The sequence below is a fragment of the Bradyrhizobium sp. NBAIM18 genome (assembly GCF_020193825.1).
Lineage (GTDB): Bacteria > Pseudomonadota > Alphaproteobacteria > Rhizobiales > Xanthobacteraceae > Bradyrhizobium > Bradyrhizobium yuanmingense.
Genome location: NZ_JADYVO010000015.1, coordinates 17,812 through 39,731 on the forward strand (window position 1 = coordinate 17,812; position 21,920 = coordinate 39,731).

Annotated in this window: 23 protein-coding genes and 1 tRNA gene; 9 read left to right on the forward strand and 15 right to left on the reverse strand. The window is 64.5% G+C overall.

All coding sequences use genetic code 11. The features are described from left to right. Position 1: 1 nt before the first annotated feature. A complete protein-coding gene (locus I6F17_RS26675) occupies positions 2 to 382 on the reverse strand; it encodes a response regulator (RefSeq protein WP_225132025.1) in 381 nt (126 codons plus the stop codon). A gap of 179 nt (positions 383 to 561) precedes the next feature. Here I6F17_RS26675 and I6F17_RS26680 point away from each other — a divergent pair, with 179 nt between their 5' ends. From I6F17_RS26680 to I6F17_RS26705, 6 genes are all read left to right on the forward strand, one after another. Beyond that, positions 562 to 1,326: a helix-turn-helix domain-containing protein gene (locus tag I6F17_RS26680; protein ID WP_225132026.1), complete on the forward strand. Its 765-nt coding sequence runs from the start codon at positions 562 to 564 to the stop codon at positions 1,324 to 1,326. A 66-nt stretch (positions 1,327 to 1,392) separates the two neighbouring features. Continuing rightward, positions 1,393 to 2,109, forward strand: a complete 717-nt coding sequence (locus tag I6F17_RS26685; RefSeq protein WP_225132027.1) for a prolipoprotein diacylglyceryl transferase family protein — start codon at positions 1,393 to 1,395, stop codon at positions 2,107 to 2,109. Next, positions 2,106 to 3,560: a radical SAM protein gene (locus I6F17_RS26690; protein ID WP_225132028.1), complete on the forward strand. Its 1,455-nt coding sequence runs from the start codon at positions 2,106 to 2,108 to the stop codon at positions 3,558 to 3,560. The genes I6F17_RS26685 and I6F17_RS26690 overlap by 4 nt, the downstream gene beginning before the upstream one ends. Continuing rightward, complete coding sequence (locus I6F17_RS26695) at positions 3,560 to 3,847, forward strand: hypothetical protein (protein WP_225132029.1); 288 nt, start codon at positions 3,560 to 3,562, stop codon at positions 3,845 to 3,847. Before I6F17_RS26690 ends, I6F17_RS26695 begins: the two co-directional genes overlap by 1 nt. 239 nt (positions 3,848 to 4,086) lie before the next feature. Then, positions 4,087 to 5,913 (forward strand): translational GTPase TypA, encoded by a 1,827-nt coding sequence (gene typA, locus I6F17_RS26700; protein WP_036002847.1) that lies wholly within the window; start codon positions 4,087 to 4,089, stop codon positions 5,911 to 5,913. 175 nt (positions 5,914 to 6,088) lie between these two features. Beyond that, positions 6,089 to 7,336: an NAD(P)/FAD-dependent oxidoreductase gene (locus I6F17_RS26705; protein WP_036038795.1), complete on the forward strand. Its 1,248-nt coding sequence runs from the start codon at positions 6,089 to 6,091 to the stop codon at positions 7,334 to 7,336. 22 nt (positions 7,337 to 7,358) lie between these two features. On the opposite strand, the gene I6F17_RS26710 is transcribed toward I6F17_RS26705, so the two are convergent. From I6F17_RS26710 to I6F17_RS26725, 4 genes are read right to left on the reverse strand one after another with little or no spacing between them, the layout of a single operon-like run. Continuing rightward, a complete protein-coding gene (locus I6F17_RS26710) occupies positions 7,359 to 7,766 on the reverse strand; it encodes a DCC1-like thiol-disulfide oxidoreductase family protein (protein WP_225127519.1) in 408 nt (135 codons plus the stop codon). Between the two features lie 60 nt (positions 7,767 to 7,826). After that, on the reverse strand, positions 7,827 to 9,146 hold the full coding sequence (locus tag I6F17_RS26715; RefSeq protein ID WP_225127507.1) for an SDR family oxidoreductase: 1,320 nt from the start codon (positions 9,144 to 9,146) through the stop codon (positions 7,827 to 7,829). Positions 9,147 to 9,154: 8 nt separating this feature from the next. Continuing rightward, entirely contained in the window at positions 9,155 to 9,622 is a 468-nt protein-coding gene (locus I6F17_RS26720; protein ID WP_036002858.1) for a DUF2269 domain-containing protein, read from the reverse strand. Further along, complete coding sequence (locus I6F17_RS26725) at positions 9,619 to 10,518, reverse strand: alpha/beta fold hydrolase (protein WP_225127505.1); 900 nt, start codon at positions 10,516 to 10,518, stop codon at positions 9,619 to 9,621. Before I6F17_RS26725 ends, I6F17_RS26720 begins: the two co-directional genes overlap by 4 nt. Positions 10,519 to 10,785: 267 nt before the next feature. On the opposite strand from I6F17_RS26725, the gene I6F17_RS26730 reads away from it, so the two are divergent. Together I6F17_RS26730 and ppa are read left to right on the forward strand one after the other, a co-directional pair. Beyond that, positions 10,786 to 11,295 carry a GNAT family N-acetyltransferase gene (locus tag I6F17_RS26730; RefSeq protein WP_024338772.1) on the forward strand — a complete coding sequence of 170 codons (510 nt, stop codon included), beginning with the start codon at positions 10,786 to 10,788 and terminating at the stop codon, positions 11,293 to 11,295. A 179-nt stretch (positions 11,296 to 11,474) separates the two neighbouring features. Continuing rightward, a complete protein-coding gene (ppa, locus tag I6F17_RS26735) occupies positions 11,475 to 12,011 on the forward strand; it encodes an inorganic diphosphatase (RefSeq protein ID WP_036002867.1) in 537 nt (178 codons plus the stop codon). 106 nt (positions 12,012 to 12,117) lie between these two features. Here the strand turns inward: ppa and folD are convergent, their stop codons facing one another. Genes folD through I6F17_RS26750 form a run of 3 tightly spaced genes read right to left on the reverse strand, consistent with a single transcriptional unit; the run spans position 12,118 to position 13,684 of the window. Further along, positions 12,118 to 13,002, reverse strand: a complete 885-nt coding sequence (folD, locus tag I6F17_RS26740) for a bifunctional methylenetetrahydrofolate dehydrogenase/methenyltetrahydrofolate cyclohydrolase FolD (RefSeq protein WP_225127502.1) — start codon at positions 13,000 to 13,002, stop codon at positions 12,118 to 12,120. A 10-nt stretch (positions 13,003 to 13,012) separates the two neighbouring features. Next, the gene (locus tag I6F17_RS26745; protein WP_051056859.1) at positions 13,013 to 13,378 is read right to left on the reverse strand and encodes a DUF167 domain-containing protein; all 366 of its coding nucleotides are present in this window, start codon (positions 13,376 to 13,378) and stop codon (positions 13,013 to 13,015) included. Positions 13,379 to 13,393: 15 nt separating this feature from the next. Further along, on the reverse strand, positions 13,394 to 13,684 hold the full coding sequence (locus tag I6F17_RS26750; protein WP_036002872.1) for a YggT family protein: 291 nt from the start codon (positions 13,682 to 13,684) through the stop codon (positions 13,394 to 13,396). 204 nt (positions 13,685 to 13,888) lie between these two features. Here I6F17_RS26750 and I6F17_RS26755 point away from each other — a divergent pair. Beyond that, positions 13,889 to 13,964 (forward strand) — tRNA-Ala (locus tag I6F17_RS26755). A 109-nt stretch (positions 13,965 to 14,073) separates the two neighbouring features. On the opposite strand, the gene I6F17_RS26760 is transcribed toward I6F17_RS26755, so the two are convergent. From I6F17_RS26760 to I6F17_RS26790, 7 genes are all read right to left on the reverse strand, one after another. Continuing rightward, positions 14,074 to 14,886 (reverse strand): enoyl-CoA hydratase, encoded by an 813-nt coding sequence (locus I6F17_RS26760; RefSeq protein ID WP_036002884.1) that lies wholly within the window; start codon positions 14,884 to 14,886, stop codon positions 14,074 to 14,076. Between the two features lie 124 nt (positions 14,887 to 15,010). Further along, positions 15,011 to 15,805: a glutamine amidotransferase gene (locus I6F17_RS26765; protein ID WP_109142003.1), complete on the reverse strand. Its 795-nt coding sequence runs from the start codon at positions 15,803 to 15,805 to the stop codon at positions 15,011 to 15,013. Positions 15,806 to 15,934: 129 nt separating this feature from the next. Beyond that, positions 15,935 to 16,714 carry an SDR family oxidoreductase gene (locus I6F17_RS26770; protein WP_036002888.1) on the reverse strand — a complete coding sequence of 260 codons (780 nt, stop codon included), beginning with the start codon at positions 16,712 to 16,714 and terminating at the stop codon, positions 15,935 to 15,937. A 187-nt stretch (positions 16,715 to 16,901) separates the two neighbouring features. Further along, positions 16,902 to 17,423, reverse strand: coding sequence for a TerB family tellurite resistance protein (locus I6F17_RS26775; protein ID WP_225127492.1), 522 nt, complete (start codon positions 17,421 to 17,423; stop codon positions 16,902 to 16,904). A gap of 178 nt (positions 17,424 to 17,601) precedes the next feature. Further along, the gene (locus I6F17_RS26780; RefSeq protein WP_036038810.1) at positions 17,602 to 19,011 is read right to left on the reverse strand and encodes an adenylate/guanylate cyclase domain-containing protein; all 1,410 of its coding nucleotides are present in this window, start codon (positions 19,009 to 19,011) and stop codon (positions 17,602 to 17,604) included. 50 nt (positions 19,012 to 19,061) lie between these two features. Continuing rightward, complete coding sequence (locus I6F17_RS26785) at positions 19,062 to 20,432, reverse strand: cytochrome P450 (protein ID WP_225127491.1); 1,371 nt, start codon at positions 20,430 to 20,432, stop codon at positions 19,062 to 19,064. Between the two features lie 35 nt (positions 20,433 to 20,467). Beyond that, positions 20,468 to 21,841: a hydrolase gene (locus tag I6F17_RS26790; RefSeq protein WP_225127488.1), complete on the reverse strand. Its 1,374-nt coding sequence runs from the start codon at positions 21,839 to 21,841 to the stop codon at positions 20,468 to 20,470. Positions 21,842 to 21,920 lie beyond the last annotated feature (79 nt).

The window sequence follows — 21,920 nt, forward strand, 5'->3', positions numbered from 1 at the left end:
ATCAGGTGTCCCGTGCCTGCAGCGCCGCCTCCAGCGCCTCGCTCGAGCACGGCTTCTGCAGCCGCGGCCGGCCCGCCGGTTCGGACGGAATGCGCGCCTCTGCGCCGTAGCCGGTGACGAACACGAACGGAACCTTTAGCGCGATCAGCCGCTCGGCGATCGCAAAGCTCGTCTCGCGGATCAGCTCGACATCGAGCAGCGCGAAATCGGGTGTCCGTTTGGCGATGGCGTTCAACGCCTGCGTCACCGAACCCGCGGTCCGCACGGCGGCCACACCAAATCCGAGCAGGCGATCCTCGAAATCGATCGCGATGATCGGGTCGTCCTCGACGATCAGAACATCGGCCGGCCAGCCTGTTCCATTGCAGTTTGCGGGTGCCATGATCGCATGTTGGTTCGAGGTTTTCGGATCAGGACTGCCGCGACACGATGCCTGCGTGCAGCGCATCGGGGGGTTCCCGGAACGAAACTCACCACATCATTGTTCTCTGGTCTGTCCACTTGTGCACACAGCCGGAGGATGGAACTCGCTAAGGTGGGGAGGAAGGGTGGGAGTTCAGGATGGATGCGCGTATCGGAAAGGTCACCGAGGTCGAGAGCCGGCCGGCCAACAATCTGCTGCGGCGTTTGAGTCAGGTCGACTACGGCCTCGTGGCGCCGCACGTGACCGTCGAGGACTCTGCAGCCGGGCACTTGCTCTACAATCCCGGCGATGACGTGCAGGTGGTCCACTTCCCTTGCGGCCCGTCGCTCGCGACTTTCCTCGTCCCGAACGAGGATGGCCGCGACGTCGAAACCATTTTGGTCGGCCGCGAAGGCGCGGTGGGCGGCATCGTCAGCGAGGGGTTTCTGCCGGCCTATACCCGGATCTGCGTCAAATTCGGCGGACCGTTTGCGCGCATTCACGTTGCCAAGCTGGAAGCAGCCAAGCTGCGCTCGGCGTCGCTGCGCAACGTCTTTGCCCGCTATGCCGATTGCATGCTGGCCCAGATCTTCCAGTCGACCGCCTGCAACGCGATCCATTCGATCGAGCAGCGCACCGCCAAATGGATCCTGGCGGCGATGGAGCGGACTGGCGACGAGACCAGTGTGCCGCTGACCCACGAACAGCTCGCGACTTTGCTCGGCGTTGGCCGCTCCTATGCCAGCCGCGTGCTTCAGTCGTTCAAGGCCGAAGGCGTGCTCGACACCAGGCGCGGTTCGATCCTGGTCCGCAACCGCGACGGTCTGAGGCTGCGCGCCTGCCTGTGCAACGATGCCGTAAAGATGCATTTCGAGGAAGTGCTGCGCGGGGTCTATCCGACCGAGGAGCGGGAGGCCGGGTAGCTTCTTCTCCCCTGCAATAATGCGCGGCGCGCCGTTTTAACCGCGGTCGTGCTATACTGGCCCCGCATGAGCGGGGCTTTCCTTCACACTCTCTTCGACATCCTGGCCTGGCTGGCGGCGGCTGCCGCCGTCTATTGGCTGTCGCGACGGGGCTTGCAGTTTCCCTCGCAATCCTTCGCGCTGCCCTATATCGCCACGCTGGTGTTTGGCGCAGGCCTTGGCGCCTATCTGTTCGGCTCCGCCAATCTGTGGCTGTCCGGGCAAAGCGGCATTGCGCGCTCGGTCGAGGGCGGGCTGGCCGGCGGCATCGTGGGAATCGAGCTCTACAAATGGTCCGCAGGCGTCACGGTGCGAACCGGCGCGCGGTTCGCGTTGCCGCTGGCGCTCGGCATCGCGATCGGCCGGATCGGCTGTTACCTCGCGGGCCTCGACGATTTCACCTATGGCACGCCGACGGCGCTGCCCTTCGGCCATGATTTCGGCGACGGCGTTCGCCGCCATCCCGTGCAGCTCTACGAGAGCGCGGCCATGGCCCTGTTCGCGCTCGCCTATGTGGTGGCGGTCTTGAACCGGAACGCGTTCACGATCACCAATGGTTTCTACCTGGTGCTCGCCTATTACGGAATGCAACGCTTCGTATGGGAATTCCTCAAGCCCTATGGCACGCTGATCGGGTCCCTGACCCTGTTTCACCTGCTGTCGCTGTCCGTCCTGCTCTACGCCGCATTCATGCTGGCGACGGCACCCAAAGCGAGACGCTTACAAAAAGAGTCACTTGCATGAACGCGCCGTTGCGTAAGTCGCGTCCCTACATCTTCTGGGGCCAGACCCAATCTCTTTGCGAGACCTGCCTGAAGCTGGTGCCGACCAAGATCCAGATTCTCGGCAACGAGGTCTGGTACGAAAAGCGCTGCAGGGAGCACGGCGTGCAATCGACGTTGGTGTCGACCGATGCCGCCTATTGGCGGCTGTGCAAGGATTTCATTAAGCCGGGCGACCGGCCGCTGCAATTCCAGGAACGAACCCAATTCGGCTGCCCCTATGATTGCGGTCTCTGTCCCGACCACGAGCAGCATTCCTGCCTGGCGCTAATCGAGATCACCGAGCATTGCAACCTCACCTGCCCGGTCTGCTTTGCGGAGTCCTCGCCGGCACGAACCAAATTCACGCCGCTCGCGACGGTGGAGAAGATGCTCGACGCGCTGGTCGCCAGCGAAGGCGAGCCCGATCTCGTGCAGATTTCCGGCGGCGAGCCAACGCTGCATCCCGACTTCTTCGCGATCCTGGACGCGGTGCGCGCCCGGCCGATCCGCCACGTCATGATCAACACCAACGGCCTGCGCATCGCCCGCGAAAAGGATTTCGTGGCGCGGCTCGCCGAAAACAGGCGCGGGCTGGAGATCTATCTCCAGTTCGATTCGCTGCATCGCGATGCGCTGATCAATCTGCGCGGCGCGGACTTGCGAAAAATCCGCCAGCAGGCGCTGGAAAATCTCGAGCATTGCGGCATCTCGACCACGCTGGTCGCGACCATCAAGCGCGGCGTCAACGATTCCGAGATCGGCGACATCGTGCGCCACGCGCTGACCTGGACGTGCGTGCGCGGGGTGACATTGCAGCCGGTCCAGGATGCCGGCCGCAACGAGAGCTTCGACAAGAATACCGACCGCATCATGCTGTCGGAGATCCGCAAGCGCGTGATCGAAACCGGCGTGTTCGGCGACAAGGACATGATCCCGCTGCCCTGCAACCCCGAGAGCATCTCGATCGGCTATGGCCTGCGCAACGGCGAGAAGGTGCTGCCGCTGACCTCGCTGATCCCGCAGGAGCAGCTCGTGGCGGTGATGCCCAACACGATCAGCCCGGAGAAATATCCGGTGCTGCGCGAAAAATTCCAGGAGAAGTTCTTGGATCTGTTTTCGCTGTCCTCTGGCCCGCTGAACACGAGCGACCGCGTCTGCGAGCTCCTGTGCTGCCTGCCGAGCTTCGAGGTGCCGCAAGGCCTCACCTACGAAAACGTCTTCCGCGTCACCATCGTGCAGTTTCTCGACCGCTTCAATTTCTGCGTCGGCAACGTCAAGCGCAGCTGCATCCATTTCGTGACCGAGCAGGGGGCGATCATCCCGTTCGACACCTACAATCTCTTCTATCGGAATGGCGCCATCTCCCGGATTCGCGCCGGGCTCGAGGGGCAGACCTATCACGAGGCGAGGCAAACCGAGGAGGCACCATGATGAGCGACACGCCACCGCCGGTTCTACCGCCACCCGCACCAACGTCCGGCCCAGCTCGCAGCGGCTGCCTCACCGCCCTGATGGCGATCGCCGGGATCTTCATGCTGCTGCCGGGTCTCTGCGCACTCCTGTTCGGCGGAGTGTCGATGTTCGAGGACGGCAAGATCGCTGGCGACATCGCGCCGTTCGTCTTTCTGGGACTGGTCGTGGGGATCGGCGGGGTCGCGATGATCTGGGCGGCGATCAAGGGACGCAGGATCCCCGCTCATCCCCCGACCCAGCCCTAAATCCCGGGGATTCCCGGACAAAATTCAGTCAACCAACGGCCAAAGAACACATTGTTTTTTGGCCGTTTTTGCATATATTGCGCCGCAACGCGCAGGGCGCCCGGTCTGATATGGCCGGGCTTCCTTTTTGGGCGGAAAGCGCCCCGTTTCCAGTCTTCCAGCGTTGTTTCGAGAAGAGGTCCCGGTCCGACCGGCGAGATCGCGCTTAACCCATTGTTCGACCGCAAAGAAGCTCACTCATGAATCTTCGTAACGTCGCCATCATCGCCCACGTCGACCACGGCAAGACGACCCTGGTCGACAAACTCCTGCAGCAGTCCGGCACGTTCCGCGAGAACCAGAAGGTGACCGATCGCGCCATGGACTCCAACGATCTGGAGCGCGAGCGCGGCATCACCATCCTGGCCAAAGCGGCCTCGGTGCAGTGGAAGGACACCCGCGTCAACATCGTCGACACCCCCGGCCACGCCGATTTCGGCGGTGAGGTCGAGCGCATCCTCAACATGGTGGACGGCGCCCTGGTGCTGGTCGACGCCGCCGAAGGCCCGCTGCCGCAGACCAAATTCGTGGTCTCCAAGGCGCTCAAGGTCGGCCTCAAGCCGATCGTCGTCATCAACAAGGTCGACCGCCCCGACGCGCGCCCGACCGAAGTAATTAACGAGGTGTTCGACCTGTTCGCGGCGCTCGATGCCAGCGAGGAGCAGCTCGATTTCCCGATCCTCTACGGGTCGGCCAAGCAGGGCTGGATGGCGGATAGCCCCGAAGGTCCGCAGGACAAGGGCATGGAGCCGCTGTTCGACCTGATCTTGCGCCACGTCGCTCCGCCGAAGGTCGAGGAAGGTCCGTTCCGCATGATCGGCACCATCCTCGAAGCCAACCCCTATCTCGGCCGCATCATCACCGGCCGCATCTCTTCCGGCACGCTGAAGCCGAACCAGCAGGTCAAGGTGCTGAACGCCGACGGCAAGCTGGTCGAGTCCGGGCGCATCACCAAGATCCTGGCGTTCCGCGGCCTCGAGCGCACGCCGCTCGACGAAGCCGAAGCCGGCGACATTGTCGCCATTGCGGGCCTGACCAAGGGCACCGTCGCCGACACCTTCTGCGATCCGACCGTCGAGGTGCCGCTGCCGGCGCAGCCGATCGATCCGCCGACCGTGTCGATGTCGTTCATCGTCAACAACTCCCCGCTCGCCGGCACCGAAGGCGACAAGGTGACGAGCCGCATGATCCGCGACCGTCTCCTGCGCGAAGCCGAGGGCAACGTCGCGCTGCGCGTCGTCGAATCTGCCGACAAGGACGCAATGGAAGTGTCCGGCCGCGGCGAACTCCAGCTCGCGATCCTGATCGAGACCATGCGCCGCGAAGGCTTCGAGCTGTCGGTGTCACGTCCGCGCGTCGTCTACCAGAAGGACGAAGCAACCGGCGCCACCATGGAGCCGATCGAGGAGGTCGTGATCGACGTCGACGAGGAGCATTCCGGCGTCGTCGTGCAGAAAATGAGCGAGCGCAAATCCGAGCTGATCGAGATGAAGCCCTCGGGCGGCAATCGTCAGCGCCTGGTGTTCTACGCGCCCACCCGCGGCCTGATCGGCTACCAGGGCGAATTGCTCACCGACACCCGCGGCACCGCGATCATGAACCGCCTGTTCCACGGCTATGCCCCTTACAAGGGCGAGATCCAGGGCCGCCGCAACGGCGTCCTGATCTCCAACGACCAGGGCGAAGCGGTGGCTTACGCCATGTTCAAGCTGGAAGACCGCGGCCCGATGATGATCGAGCCGGGCTGGAAGGTCTATCGCGGCATGATCGTCGGCGAGCACACCCGCGACAACGATCTCGAGATCAACGTGCTCAAGGGCAAGCAGCTCACCAACATCCGCACCACCTCGAAGGACGAAGCGGTGCGCCTGACCCCGCCGATCCGCATGACGCTGGAAAAGGCACTCGCCTATATCGAAGACGACGAGCTGGTCGAGGTCACCCCGAAGTCGATCCGCCTGCGCAAGAAGCACCTCGACCCGAACGAGCGCAAGCGCGCGGAAAAGGCCAAGGAAGCGGTGGCGTAAGGCCGCGGTACACACTCATTGTCATGCCCCGGCTTGACCGGGGCATCCAGTACGCCGCGGCTTCTCGGCCTACAACGATCGTCTCTGGAATACTGGATCGCCCGGTCAAGCCGGGCGATGACAGCTGTGCGCGTGGCGGCTTCAGCACTCTTCACGAACGTGTTAGAGCCCGCCCATGACCTCCCTCCCCTCCTCCGTCGACGTTGCGATCATCGGCGCCGGGGCCGCCGGCCTCGGCGCAGCCCATGCACTGACGGACACTGGCCTCTCCGTCATCGTGCTGGAGGCGCGTGAGCGGCTCGGCGGCCGGGCCTGGACCGTGCAGGCCTCGCCCGAGGTGACGTTCGACGTCGGCTGCGGCTGGCTGCATTCGGCCGACAAGAACTCTTTCGTGCCGATCGCGCGACAGCTCGGTTTCGAGCTCAACAAGGACCTGCCGCCCTGGCGCGAGCGGGCCTACGGCAATGCCTTTCCGGAAAGCGAGCGCGACGATTTCATGCGCGCAATGGACGCGTTCTATGAGCGTCTGTGGGAAGCGGCGCAAACAGGTAAGGACGAGGCCGCGAGCTCGCATTTGGAACCCGGCAATCGCTGGAATCCGATGATCGACGCGATCTCGACCTATATCAACGGCTGCGAGCTGAAGGATATGTCGACGCTGGACTGGGACGCCTATGAGGACACCAACTTCAATTGGCGCGTCCGCCGCGGCTATGGCGCGCTGATTGCGGCCTATGGTGCGCCCTGCCTGGTGGCGCTGAATTGCAATGTCGCGCTGATCGATCATTCGGACAAACGCGTCCACATCGAGACGTCGCGGGGCGCGCTGACCGCGGACAAGGCGATCGTCACCGTGCCGACCAATCTCATCGCGGAGGAAGCCATCCGCTTCTCGCCGCCGCTCCCCGCAAAGGTAAACGCAGCGGCCGGCCTGCCGCTCGGCGTCGACGATAAGGTGACGCTGGCCCTCGATGACGCCGAGACCTTTCCGACAGAAGGCAATCTACGCGGCGCCACCATGCGCACGGAGATGGGCACCTATCACATCCGCCCGTTCGGCCAGCCCTGCATCGAGGGCTTTTTCGGCGGCAGCTTTGCCCGCGCGCTGGAAGATGCCGGCGACGGTGCCATCGCCGCCCAAGCCATCAGCGAGATCGCGGGTTTTCTCGGCAACGACATCCGCCGCAAGCTGAAGCCGCTGTACGAATCGCGCTGGGCCCGCGATCCCTTCGCGCGGGGGTCGTATTCGCATGCGCTGCCCGGGCACGCGGGGGATCGCGCAGTGCTGGCCGCGCCGGTCGATGGGCGACTGTTTTTTGCGGGAGAGGCGACGTCGCCGAATTTCTTCACGACGGCGCATGGTGCACGGGACAGCGGCGAGCGGGCGGCGAAGGAAGTGCTGGCGGCTCTGGGCAAGCCTTAGCTGCAAGCTCCGTCATTGCGGGCTACTCGATCACTCGCGCTCGCAAATCCGCATCTGGCACGAAGCAGGCGTCATACTTTCCGAAGATGCGATAGCGGTTGCGCGCGACGAGGCTGTAGACCGCATCCCGCAGCGGCTTCGGCAACGCGAATAATGCGCGCACCCAGCGCCAGCCTGGGAGTTGCGACAGCACCGTCAGCGCAGCATCCGACTTCATGAACACCTCGCCGCCGTGGACAACCGCGTTGGTGTCGGGATCATCGGGGTCGATGCCGAACGTGCGCGCGAGCCGGGCGCCATAATCCGACTGGATCGGCGTGAACCGAAACTGCCTCGCGGTGTCGCGCTTGGCGACGATGTGGACCCAGCGTGAGCAGAAGATGCAGATGCCGTCGAACAGAATGACGTCGTCGTCAGGCCATTTGGGCATCAGACTCTCTTTTTGACGAGTTTTCTTCACGCGAAGCGGAATCCACTTCGCTCGAAAACGCTATCGGTTATCCAGCATCAGGAGCGCGACGACCATCAAGACGATCGCCGGCCCGGTCTTCACCAGCGCGCCAAGCGGCTCGATCCAGAGGTCGGGCGTCAGGATCGCCGCGCCCAGCATATAGCCGAGCGAAGCGAAAATACCCGCGACCAAGCCGATCGCAGCCGTTCGGCGGAAGGCGATCAAGACACCGATGCTCATGTCCATCAGGCTGGTGCCGATGGTGATGGGATCAACCAGCGCGGGCGGAAAGTTGTGCGCGGTCAAAATGCCGGCGGCGGCACCGTAGGACACGAACAAGGCGATGAAACCGGAGACGACCCAGAACGCGACCAGGCTTGCGAAAATCAGCGCCTTGACCAGGAACAGGCGCGCGAACCATTTGTCCTGGATGCTGGCAGGATGGCGTCCGATCGCCTCAGCCAGATGCTTCGGCGCGATACCCGTCGCGGCGCTCCACGCTGACGGATCGCCAGTCACGCCGCGACGCAGCTCGGCAATGGCGGTCGAGCGCATCGGCGGCGTCCAGCCGAGATAGCAGGCGACATCGCCGAGTTTCACGCCGAGATCGAGCAGGAAGCGCGGCATCGCGATGCGCGGCCAGCCGTCCGTGCCGAACGCACGGCGAAACGGCCTGATGACGCCGGCCATGGTGATCGGTTCGGCCTGCATCAGGTCCCAGCTCACCGCCCTCAACGAGGCATCGTCGATGTCGCGCGCGGCGAGCCAGGCGATGGTCGCCGTAATATCCTCGATGGCCACGGGCTGAAATGACGTTGCCATGTCCTTGGCCGGCAAATCGATCGGAAAGGCTGCAAGCGCGCGGAGCATGGCGCTACCGCCATAGGCTGACGGTGCGACCACGAAGCCGGGCCGCAGGATGGCATGGGGAATGCCGCTAGCCCCGATCAGGCGCTCGGCCTCGCGTTTGGTCGTAGCGAAGGCGGTGCGGTCCGCCTCCGCGGAGCCGGGGATCGAGATGTGCACCAGCCGGATTGCGCGGCCGCTGCCGCCGATCGCCTGAAGCAGTCGCGCGACGAAATCGCGATGCACCGCGCTCGTGTTGCTGCCGGGGCCATCCTGGAGCACGCCGAGACAGTTCACGACGACGTCTACCGCGTGCTCGCTGAGGAGACGCGTCAGCGCGGCCGTGTCGAGGATGAGGATCGGCAGCTCGATGTCCAGCGCGCTCATCCTCTGCGCCGGCGACAGGCTCCGCGCCACGCCGACGACGCGAAAGCCCCGCGTGCGCAGATCGTCGGTGACGAAGCGGCCGATCAGGCCGGAGGCGCCGAGCACCAAAACGGTTCGCTCACTCATCGCTTCTCTCAAAACGGTTTCGCGATCATCAGCCACAGGATGGCCATCGTCGCGCCGAAGCCGGGGAAGCCGAACGCGAACCAGCGGCGGAATAGCACGAAATAGCGCTGTGGGAGCGCACTGCGCTGCGCAGCAGCCTTGCGCGCGAGGTCGCGCATCTCGATCTGCATGAACACGACCGGCACCCAGAACAAGCCGGCAATCGCGTAGAGCGCGAGTGAGGCCAGCAGCCAGCGCTCCGTGATCGAGGTCGCCGACAGCATCATCAGCACGCCGCCGCTGACCGGCTGGAGGATCACGGCCGACAGCGTGAAGATCGCATCCGCGATGACCACGACCGAAGCGGTGCGGGCGATGAACTCCGGGTCCTGCGTGCGATGCGCCATCAGCATGAAGAAGGCGATGCCGGTCCCGGTGCCGAGAATGACGATGGCGCCGAGGACGTGTACAAATTTGACCAGGAAATACAGCGTCATGGCTTCTTGGTCGCCATAGGCTTGGGCGGGTTCAGCGCCCGCGCGAGTTCGCTGCTGGCGGCTTTGACGCCGGCTTCGGTTTCGATCATCCAATGGCCTTCGCTGCCGACGGCCGCCAGCGGGCGAAACTCGGCCTTGCCGCCCGTGCCGCGAAACGCATCGACGAGTTTCTGCGAGAATGCCGGCGCGAAATAGCTGTCATTGGGCGCAACGAGCCAGGTGACGGGAATGCGCGCGGTCTTGCCGAATTCCGCTGCGGCGGCGAGCAGGGTGTGCGGCGCGCAGATTCGGTTCGGCTCATCATTGGCATGGCCGCCGCGTCCCGGTGCAAACACGGTGATGGCGGAGATCACCTTCGGATCGGCACCGGCGAGCGCCAGCGCACCCCATCCGCCGGCGGAATGGCCGATCACGATCGCGCCATCCTTGCGGATGAAATCCTGCTTTTGCAGCTGGACCAGCGCCAGTTTGATTGCCTCGGCCGTTGCGCGGCCCGAGCGCGTGTAGTCGGGCTCGTCGCAGCCGCCCTGATCCTCGAGGTAGCGGCCGCCGGTGGCACCATGGCCGGGCCGCTCCGGCACCAGCACGGCAAAGCCGCGCGCGACGAGATAGCCGGCGAGCGGGCGGTATTCCGGCTGCGGCATTTGCACCCGACGCAGCGTGTTCTGCGTCGAGGCGTGTGCGATCACCGCGAGCCGGAACGGACCTGGGCCCGAGGGGCGAAACAGCAGGGCATGCGCAGCAAGATCGGTATCCGGCGTTGGCACGCGCCATTCCTGCCGACGAAACGGCTCGCCCTCCTCTCCGGATGGACCGAACCTGACCTCTGCGCACAGAGGCGGCGCAGTCAGCAAAGCCAGCAGAGGCACGAGCGCGATGGTGTTGAGGAGCCGCATGAATTGGCGAGAGCGAACAAGAACAGCGACAGCCACACTAGTAGGAACGAATCACCATGGGCGGACTTTCTGCGGTGCCCATCGCCGTTCCTTCGTTGCCGCAACAGGAGTTTTGCACCGAGGCACGGCCCGCCGGTGCCCTCAGCATTGGGCCCTGTCCTTTTTCGGTACAACACGGTTAAAATACTGATGCAGAAAGTCCACAGGTTAACCGATAATTAACGATAGGTCTTGCCGCCGACGCGGCGACTTGGTTTGATCGCGTCCATGAGCACAACCCTGATCGAGGTCCGGCCGGCCAAAGCTGCAGATGCAACTGCGGTGGCGTCGACGCATGACGAAGCTTGGCGTTCGGCCTATCAGGGCATAATTCCCGGTGCCGAGCTGGAGAAGCTGATCAACCGCCGCGGTCCGCAGTGGTGGGACAGCGCGATCCGCAAGGGCAGCCGTGTCAGCGTGCTGGTGTTCGGTGACAAGATCGCCGGCTATGCCAATTACGGCCGCAACCGGGCCCGCAGCCTGCATTTCGACGGCGAGATCTACGAGCTTTATCTGCGGCCCGAGTTTCAGGGCCTCGGCTTCGGCCGCCGCCTGTTTGCCGCCGCCCGCCGCGACCTGATGCAGAGCGGGCTGAAGAGCATGGTGGTGTGGGCGCTCTCGGACAACGATCCCGCTACCGAGTTCTACCGCGCCCTGGGTGGTCGCATGGTGGCGCGCTCGTCGGAGCGTTTCGGACCGAAGGCGCTCGACAAGGTTGCCTTCGCTTGGACCAATTGAGCTGCTGAAACCCTAGCCGGGCAGCGTTCCCATCCGTCGATACCGCAGGCCGCTTGCGCCGGTGATCGCCGGATTCATTATTTCACAAAAACGCGATGGATCAGCGGGCCAAGCCCGCGTATGACAGCGCCAAAATCGCTGCCGGGCGCGATTTATCCTCGGCAACAACGGAGCCTTGAATGCGTATCGATGCGGTCTCGATCGGAAAGAACGTCCCCCACGACGTCAATGTCATCATCGAGGTCCCCGTGGGCGGCGAACCGATCAAGTACGAGATGGACAAGGAGGCCGGCACGCTGGTGGTCGACCGCTTCCTCTACACGCCGATGCGTTACCCCGGCAATTACGGCTTCATCCCGCATACGCTGTCGGATGATGGTGACCCCTGCGACGTGCTGATCATCAACACCCGCGCTATCATCCCCGGCGCCGTCATGAGCGTGCGCCCGGTTGGGGTGCTGTTCATGGAGGACGAAGCCGGCGGCGACGAGAAGATCCTGGCGGTGCCGTCGTCCAAGCTGACGCAGCGCTACGACAAGGTGAAGTCGTATTCCGATTTGCCCGACATCACGCTGCAGCAGATCCAGCACTTCTTCGAGCACTACAAGGATCTCGAAAAGGGCAAGTGGGTGAAGATCCTGCGCTGGGGCGGCCCGGAGGAAGCGCACCAGCTGATCCAAGAAGGCATCGAGCGCGAGAAGAAGAAGAAGGGCTGAGACCCTGCTTCATTCCGGGGCACGCGTCAGCGCGAACCCGGAATCCAGAGATCGGGGCGCGAGATTCCGGGTTTGGCTCTGCGAGCCGCCTCGGAATGACGCTCAACTACACCGCCGGCTTCGGCAGGCCGGCGATCGCACAGGCCGCGCGGAGCGTGTTCACCAACAGGCACGCCACCGTCATCTGGCCGACACCGCCCGGCACCGGCGTGATTGCGCCGGCAACGGCAAGCGCTTCCTGATAGGCGACGTCGCCGACGAGGCGCGTCTTGCCGTCCTCCCTCGGGATGCGGTTGATGCCGACATCGATCACGGTCGCACCCGGCTTCAGCCAATCGCCGCGCACCATCTCTGGCCGGCCCACCGCCGCATAGACGAGGTCCGCCTTCTTCACGAGCCCGGGCAGGTCGCGCGAGCGCGAATGCGCGATCGTCACCGTGGCATTCTCATTCAGCAGCAATTGTACGAGCGGGCGGCCGACCAGATTGGAGCGGCCAATGACGATGGCGTTCATGCCCTCCAGCGAGGCGTGCACGCTCTTGGTCAGGATGATGCAGCCGAGCGGCGTGCAGGGCGACAGCGCCTCGAAGCCGCCGGCGAGCCGGCCGGCATTGTTCGGATGCAGCCCGTCGACATCCTTGGCGGGGTCGATGGCGTTGATGACCGCTTCGGTGTTCAGCCCCTTCGGCAACGGCAATTGCACGAGAATGCCGTGCACGGCGGGATCCCGGTTGAGCTTTGCGACCAGCGCCAGCAGATCTGCCTGCGAGACGTCGGCCGGCAGCTTGTGCTCGAACGAGGCCATGCCCGCGGCCTGGGTCTGGGTGTGTTTTGAACGGACATAGACTTCGCTGGCGGGGTCGTTGCCGACCAGGACCACTGCAAGGCCCGGCACCAGATTGTGCTCGCGCTTGACGCGGGCGACCTCCTCGGCGACGCGGCCACGGAGTTCCGCCGCAATGACTTTTCCATCGATGATATCAGCGGTCATGTCCGTTCTCTCAATCTGTCGGTTTGGCCGATGTGAGCTGGCGCAGGGTTTCGCCGAGACGCGCCGGATCGCCGTCGACCGCGATCTGCTTCAGCCGCGACGTGGCTCCGGATAGCAGCTTTACATTGCTCTTGGGCACGCCGAGCGATTTCGCCAGCAGCGCCAGCACGGCCTTGTTGGCCTCGCCGCCATCGGCAATGGCGCGCACCCGCACCTTGAGCACGCTGCGGCCATCCGAAAGCTGCTCGATCCCGTCGATGTCGTCGCGGCCGCCGCGCGGCGTCACCCGCAGCGCGATGCTGATTCCTGCGGCCGAGTAGCGCCAAGGGTCCTTAGGGCAAGGCTCCTGACAACAAGGCTCCTTGTTGGCAACCAAGGCGCTCCCGCCCGCTTAGACCACGTTCGGGTAGATGTAGTACAGGATCACCCGCTCGATGAACATGATGATCAGGATCAGGATGATCGGCGAGATGTCGAGACCGCCGAGGCTGGGCAGGAAATTGCGAATCGGGGCCAGCAGAGGCTCGGTGATCCGGTAGAGGAACTCCGCCACCGCCGACACGAACTGGTTACGGGTGTTCACCACGTTGAAGGCGATCAGCCAGGACAGGATCGCGGAGGCGATCAGCAGCCAGACGTAGAGGTCGAGCACGATGATGACGATGTCGAGAACGGCACGCATGGCTTATGAGGCCTCTGGCTTTTGAAAACTCTGGCTCGGTCGGGATTGACGCCCCGTTTGCTAGATATCGGTTCCGTCAGGCCCAAACAAGGGAAGTCGGCACCCGGAGAGCTAAAACCGGGTTACGCCCGTCCTTGACTTGACCTTGGCGGGGACTTAAATGGCGCCCGGTTGTCGGCCGCGTTCACCAGAGCGGCCAGCAAAGGGGCCATAGCTCAGCTGGGAGAGCGCGTCGTTCGCAATGACGAGGTCGGCGGTTCGATCCCGCCTGGCTCCACCACGCTTCGCCCTTCGGGCTACGCGTGGCGCAGCCGCGCGGAGCCCGAAGAGTGAAGCGTGGTGTCCGGCGAAGCGCGCAGGGCGAAGACGGACTGGCTTGGCGAATTCCCCTACCTCCCCGTAAACCTTGGCGGCCGCTTCTCCATGAAGCTCGCCACGCCCTCCCTGAAATCACTCCCGTTCAGCGCCACCATCATCTCCCTGTTGGCCTCGATCGTCGCCTCGGCCAGCGTCTGGAACGGCACCTCGTAGAGCTGGCGCTTGATCACGGCCATCGCGCTCGGCGAGACGAAATCGGCGAGATCGCGCGCGTAAGTATACGTCTCTTCACGCAGCTTCTCCGGCGGACAGAGCCGGTTGACCAGCCCGATCCGCAGTGCCTCCTCGCTCGACACGCGCCGCGCCGAGAGCAGCAGATCCAGCGCATTGGCGTGGCCGACGATGCGCGGCAGCATCCAGCTGATGCCGTGCTCGGCGATCAGGCCGCGCCGCGCGAAGGCGGTGGTGAACACGGTGTTGTCGGCGGCAAAGCGAAGGTCGCAATAGAGTGCATGCACCAGTCCAATGCCTGCCGTCGCGCCGTTCAGCATGGCGATCACAGGCTTCTTGATCGAAGGATAATAGCCGTACCGCGTCTGCCAGTCTGGCCGGCGATTCATGTCGAACGGCGGCAGGTTCGAGGCGCGCCTGACGTCGTTGGGATCGAGGCCCTTCAGCGCATCCATGTCGGCGCCGGCGCAGAAGGCGCGGCCCGCGCCGGTGAGGACGATGACGCGGACATTGTCGTCGGCGCTCGATGCCTCCATCGCGTTGCGCACGTCGCGCTCCATGACCGGCGTCCATGCATTCATGCGATCGGGGCGGTTGAGCGTGATGGTCGCGATCTTGTCGCTCACCTCATAGAGAATGTGTTCGTAGGCCATGACGCTCTCCCTTGTTTGCCGGCACGCGTTCGCACGCGCTCGTTAGAAGCGAGCCTAGCATACCCCGGGATGGGAGAAGGACTTGCGCCAAGGACCTGCGCCAAGGACTTGCGCGAAGCCGCGATCACTCGGCGGCTTGCGCCAGCATCGGCCGGCGCTCCAACCAGCCGTCGAGGAAATGATCGAGCCAGGCGCGTTCGGCGACATCGTAGACGGCGCGATCCGCGAAATGATGATGCCGCTGCCGTGCACCGGGCGCGCTGAATCCGTCATAGCCGCGCGTGGTCCAGCGGCACATCATCGCATAGGTCACATCGGGGTGGAACTGCACGCCGAAAGCATTGCCCGTGCGGAACGCCTGCACCGGGAAATCATCGCCTTCGGCGAGCAAGTCGGCGCCTCCAGGCAGCTCAAAGCCCTCGCGATGCCAGTGATAGACCTGCGCCGGCCAGTGCGGGCAGAGCGCGCGGCCCGCGGCGGTCGGCCTGATCGGGTAGTACCCGATCTGCGTCAGCGCCTGCGCATGCGGCGCGACACGGGCCCCGAGCTGCATCGCCAGCATCTGCGCCCCTAAGCAGATGCCGAGCAACGGGCGCTGCTCGCGGAGCGGAATTTCGATCCAGTCGATCTCACGGCGAATGTAGTCGTCGGAATCATTGGCGCTCATCGGCCCGCCGAAGATCACGGCCCCGGCATGCTGATCGAGCGTCTCGGGCAGGGGATCGCCAAAGCGAGGACGGCGGATGTCGAGGCGGTGGCCGAGCGCGCGCAACGCATTGCCGACGCGGCCGGGTGTCGAGCATTCCTGATGCAGGACGATCAGAACCGGCAGCCGGGTTTCAGCGGCGGCGACGCTCGCCGCCCTCTGTGGGAAGGCGACCACCTCTGCGCCACCAAACCTGTCCGTCCGGAACGACATGGCCTCTGCGAGTGCTATCGGTTCAGACCGCCAGCATAGCTAAGCGATGGTTAACATCGTGTGAGTTTGCGCACACACGCGCACGTCTGGAAGCAAGCTCCGGGCCACTACGGACGCGGGCGGCGGCGTTCAGCGCCGCTGCCGCTGGAACCGGCTAGTGGCCGCCAGGATGAAGCCGCGTGGGAAGAAGCGCAGCGCGAACGGCACAATCTTGTTGCCGAGGCCGGGCAGCACTGCCCGTTTGTTGGCCATCAGAGCGCGATACGCCTCCCGCGCAACCTCGGCAGCTGAGACGTTGAGAAAGGCCGTGTCATGTTGCGAGCCGACGCCGGCGCGGGCCTGGAATTCCGTGGGGACCGGGCCCGGGCAAAGCACGGTGACACGGACGCCGCGGGGAGCGAGCTCCGCCCGCAATGCTTCGGTGAAGGAAATCACATAGGCCTTGGATGCGTAGTACACGGCCATGCCGGGGCCGGGCAGGAAGCCTGCAACCGAGCCGACATTGAGAAGACCGCCCTTGTTCCGGATGAGCTGATCGGCGAAGCGCAGCGACAGATCCGTCAGGGCGCGGACGTTGACATCGACGATACCGAGCTGCGCGACGCGATCGCGCTCGATGGCATCGCCGAATACGCCGAAGCCGGCATTGTTGACGAGATGATCGAGCTCGACGCCTTCGGCGGCAAGTGTCGCGGCGATCCTCTCACCGGCATGCGGGTCCTCGAGATCGCAGGCGATCACGATCGGCTTCTTGCCACCCTTGGCGGCGATCTCGTTCGCGAGCGCTTCGAGCCGATCCACCCGTCTCGCCGTCAATGCGAGGCGATGTCCATTGGCGGCAAACACACGCGCCAGCTCCATCCCGATGCCCGCCGAGGCACCGGTGATCAACGTTACCCGCTCAGTCACGATCGAAGTCTCTTGAATTGAAGTCTGTGGTCCCGGCAATACCAGAACGAGAGCATAAGCCGTGCGCGCCAGGCAAGCGGCGCTGGCAGCATGGCTGCTTGTGAGAGCGACAGTGGAAGCAGGAAAGACCGGTATTTGCAGTCGAATCCGCAGAAGCGGGGGACCGCCGGCTTATATTAAAGTTTCGTCATGTGGCTCGCAGGCCAGGCAATCCGCCGGGGACCGGTCCGACGGCGGGATCCTTGACCTGGCCACCGGCACGCTCCGCAATGGCGTGCTTCAGCTCGATCCGGTCACGCTGGGAGATGCCGAGCAGGTCGGACGCGCGCCAGACCACATTGTCCTCGAACTCGCTGACCTCTCCGTCGGCATAGACCAGCTCCCACATCATCTGCACGATCCGCTTGCGACCCGCTTCGTCGAGCGAGCGCATGATGACGCTGGTGAAGTGATAGAGGTCGACGGCCTCGCCTTCGACCTGGGTGGCGTCGGCGATGAGACGGTCGGCGGTGCCGCGGTCAAGCCCGAAATGGCTTTCGATCAGGCTGTGCAGCTTGCGCTGCTCGGCCGCGCTGGGCTGGCCGTCCAGCGAGACCACATGGACCAGCAGCGCGGTCGCGGCCAGCCGGTAATCGCTGTCGCCAAATGCGCGGTCCTGGGCTTGGGGACCGACAATGTCGGCGATGAATTGGCGCAAGCCGTCGAGCATAGGTCCTACCGAGATTGATGACGCCGCAAGGAGCGCGGCCGTTACCAGCATTATATGAGCAGGAAACTCAACCGGCGCAACGTGCGTCAGTTCCGCGCGCGTATTACGTTTCGGCAATCTGTTCACCGTCATTCCGGGGCGATGCGCCAGCATCGAACCCGGAATGACGAATGATGCCTCACGGTATCTCGTACACCACCATCTTGTCGGCGATGCCACGGAGCGCGGCCTGCTTCTGGATCGGCTTGATGGCGCGCTGCTCGAGCACCTCGGCAACGGCGGGAGCGTCCAGCACCGGGCCGGTGATGTGGATCTCCTGCGCGGTCGACAGGCTCTGCACGCGGGCGGCGATGTTGACGGTCTGGCCGAAATAATCCTGCCGCTCGTTGAGCATGACTGCGAGGCAGGGGCCTTCGTGGATCCCGATCTTGAGAATGAGGTCGTTGGCGCCGCGCTGCTTGTTCAATTCGTCCATCGCCGCGCGCATGCGCAGTCCCGCAGTGATGGCGTGCTCGGGCCTGACGAAGGTCGCCATCACGGCATCGCCGATCGTCTTCACGACCGCACCCTTCTCGGCGGCGATGATCTCCAGCAGCGCGCGAAAATGCGCCCGCACGAGATCGAAGGCATTGAGGTCGCCGACCCGCTCATACAGCGCCGTCGAACCCTTCAGGTCGGTGAACAGGAACGTCAGGGACGTGATCTTCAGTCGCTGGTCGACATTGAGGTTGTCGGCCTTGAAGACGTCGCGGAACGTCTGGTTGGACAGCATGCGCTTGGCGGTCAGGATCGGCTTGCGCTTGCCGATCATCTCGTGCAACGCGTGGTCGGCAATCCAGACCGAGGGCAATACGCGACTGTCCGATTGGTTCTCGAGCATGAGACGCAACGGTCCGGGGCGCATCACGGTGGTCCCCGTCGGCGCCTCCAGCTTGTTGAACATGATCGACAGCTGCTGACGCTCGCTGGTCGGCTCACCCTGAACGTCCAGGAAATGGGCGGAATGGGTGACCGGTTCGAACACGATGATGAACTGGCTCGGCAGATTAAGTGAGAGGATCGCCTTCTCGCCGGCGGGCAATTCGAGGGCTTCGAGCGTTACCTGGTTGATCAGGCGGGAAAAGGATTCGTCGTTGATGTCGACGCCTGAGCTCCAGAACATCTGCCGCACATACTCCCAGATCGGCAACGTGTCGGGATCATGAGCACCGATGCGGCGGACCCGAGGGCTGACAGTGAAGGCCACCTCGACCATCTCGTCGACGGAGGCCTCGTATCCGGCGGCGCAGAGCGCGCAATTGTAGTCGTCGTGCTTCAACGACTTCAGTGTGGCGTGCGCGCCCAGCACGCCTCCGCAGCCGGGACACAGCACGTTCCAGCTCATATCGAACAGGCCGAGCCGCGAGGCGTGCAGGAAGCCGGAAATGACCTTCTCCTGGTCGAGCCCGGTCCGGTCGGCAAAATCCAGCGCATTGATCCGGTTGAGATCGCGATCATGACCGTTGGCGATCAGCTGCGCGATGGCCTCCACCACAACGGGATCGGCGGTCTGCTTCAGAACGGAGAACTGGGCCTGGATGTCGCTCATGGCGGAACTCTTTGTAGGCTGGGTCACGCCAGCGGCCAGACTGGAGCCTGTCACCGACGCGTGATGCGGAACAGGGGTGAATGGTCCGGCTGGGTGGTGACGACGCCGAGCGGAATTACGGGGGTCGCGGGGTCGGCAAGCTCGATTCGGTACGCTCCGATCAGCCGCGCCAGCGCCAGCACGGATTCGGCTTGGGCAAACGGTGCGCCGATGCAGACGCGCGGACCTGCGCCGAACGGCAGGTAAGCAAAACGGTCCGGCGCCTCGTTCGACATGAAGCGTTTTGGAATGAAAGCGTTCGGCTGATCCCACAGCTTCTCGTGCCGGTGCAAGAGCCAGGGCGCGATCATGATGATGTCGCCCTTGCCGATCTCGACACCCGCCGCATTGTCCTTATCGCGCGCGGCACGCGCGACCAGGAAGGCCGGCGGATAGAGCCGCATGGTTTCGTCGATCACCGCGCGGGTGAATTTCTGGCGATCGATGTCGGCCATGCTGTCGAGATGCTCGCCGCGGGTCTCGGACGCCACCTCCTCCTGCGTATCAGGATCGAGCGCGAGCAGGTAGAGCGCCCAGAACAGCGCCGTCGCTGTGGTCTCATGACCGGCGAGGATCATGGTCGCGACCTCGTCGACCAGCTGCTCGTCGGAGAAGCCCTGGCCCGTCTCGGGATCGCGTGCCTCGTCCATGAGATCGAACAAATCGCGCGGCGGCGCACCGTCCTTCTTGCCCGCCTTACGCCGCTCGGCGATCAGCATGGCCACAAACTCGGTCCAGCGCCTGCGGAAACGGGCACGGGCAAAATCCATCGGGCTCGGCCAGGACACCGGCAGCACCATGTCGAGGAAATAGGGACGCCCCAACCGCGCGGCATATTCCATGATGAAGTTGCGCAGGGTTGCGCCGTGCTGGTCCATGCCGAACGAGAACATCGTGCGCCCGGCGATTTCGAGCGTCATGCGCTGCATGATCGCGCGCAGGTCGGCCGGCTCGCCGGTTTGCGCGTCCAGCTTGGCGATGGTCTCGTCGAGCACCGCCGTCATGTGCGGAACGAGGTTTGCGGTCGCGCGCGGCGTGAAGGCCGGCGCCAGCGTGCGGCGCTGAAACGTCCAGGAATGACCTTCCGCGATCAGAAGGCCGTCGCCGAGCACGGGGCGCAGCATGCGGATGCCGGCCGGCGTGCGCGTGTAGTTCTCGTAATTGCTGAGCAGCACGTGCCGGATCGCGTCCGGCTGGTTCAGGATGAAGCTGTTGCGGAAGAAGAAGCGGCCCGGGATGACCTCTTCCTCATAGGCGCGTTGCCCCCAGGTCGCGATCATGTTCTGCCTGATGACCGCGAGCCGGCCGAAGAACGACATATCGTCGGGCGCCCGCGGGGGAGCCGGAGGGATGATGGGCCGACGCACGCTGGCGATATTCATGGCTCTCTCCCGCAAGATGGGACGCAGGTAAATAGCTAGTAAGTCAGCTCGGCGATGGCAATCCGGTTCTCGGACGCAGGCCAGGCGCGTGCCACAATCCGTTCTTCGTCGAATTGGGCCACGATGTTACGGCCGACTTCGCTCGCCGGAAGCCGCAGGGTTGCTGCCGCATCCGTGGGCACGCCCGGCTTGACGTCGGCCGGCTCCTTGCCGTCGAGCAGCACCACGTCGCGCGGCAGGCCGAAATAGCCGCGCGGACGCGACATGATCACGACGGCGCCGGCGTCCTTGTCGGCCGGCCCTAGCGGGCGTGCAGGCCGCAGATGCACGACCTCGGACGAGCGCGGGAACGGCGACCGGTAGATGTGCGTCGTCGGGGCGTTCGGCGAGGTCAACACGAATTCGAGCGACCAGGCGGGATCGACCTGTGCCGGCCCCCAGCGGCCATCGGCGCCCGTCTTCGAGCTGTACAGCGCGCCGCCTTTGCGCTCACCGGTATTGGGATCGACACGGAAGATGTCGACGGTTGCACCCGCGACCGGGCGATTGGTCGGCGCGCCGCCGGGCGCGCCGGTGACGAGGCCGCTCAATGTCACGCTGGTCTCCGGCACGATCGCGATGCGCGCGGGCTCGCGGCCGGCGATGAACTTGTAGATCTCGCGGAACGCGCGCGGGTGGAACGCCACCTCGCGATGGTCGAGCGCGCCGAGTACGAGGTTCGTGGCGCCCTTCAGCTCCGGCCCTTCGGCGTTGACATTGGTCGGGGCCCCGGGCTTGCCGATGAAGCGGCCGTCGCTCTGCGCAAATTTGTCCATGCCATCGCTGCGCAGCGTGAGGAAGGCAACGCCCGGCGTCACCTCGCTCTCGCCTTCGTTCAAGCTGCGCAGGAACGCGCCGCGGCCGTTGAACTCGTTGTTCGGCTGGTCGTCGGTCGCGAATACACCGTGATTGGGCGTACCGCACAGCACGGCATGACTGACATCCCCGGCGCCGCCGTTTCTGATGACATTGCGGATCGCGTAGCCGCCGCGCGAGCTGCCGACCAGAGCCACGCGAGGTGCGCCGGTGCGGCGCTTCAGCTCAGCAATCGCAGCAGCGAGCTCGCGGCGCTGGTCCTCGGTCGAGGAGCGGCCCGCCTGCTCGACCTTGTCGTCGTTGCGCGCCAGGGGATCGGTGAAATTGATCGCCATCATGCGATCCCGTGCAACGCCATTGGACTCCATCCGCCACAAGGTCGTCATCCAGAGCGCGCCGTAATCGCCATTGCCGTGGACGAACAGAATCGGCGGCAGCTCCGTGCCGGGCGCGGCGGCGGGCGCGGTCTGCGCCAGCGCGCCCGTCCGCAAGCTCGCAAGTGCGAAAGGCACGCTCGCGGCCCCCTGCAAGATCGTCCGTCGCGACAGCTTCATCAGTTCCTCCCGGCAAGCCTAGCTCTTTGCACTGCTTATACCGGCCTAAGCACTGGACAGCGAACGACTTTCGCGGGCA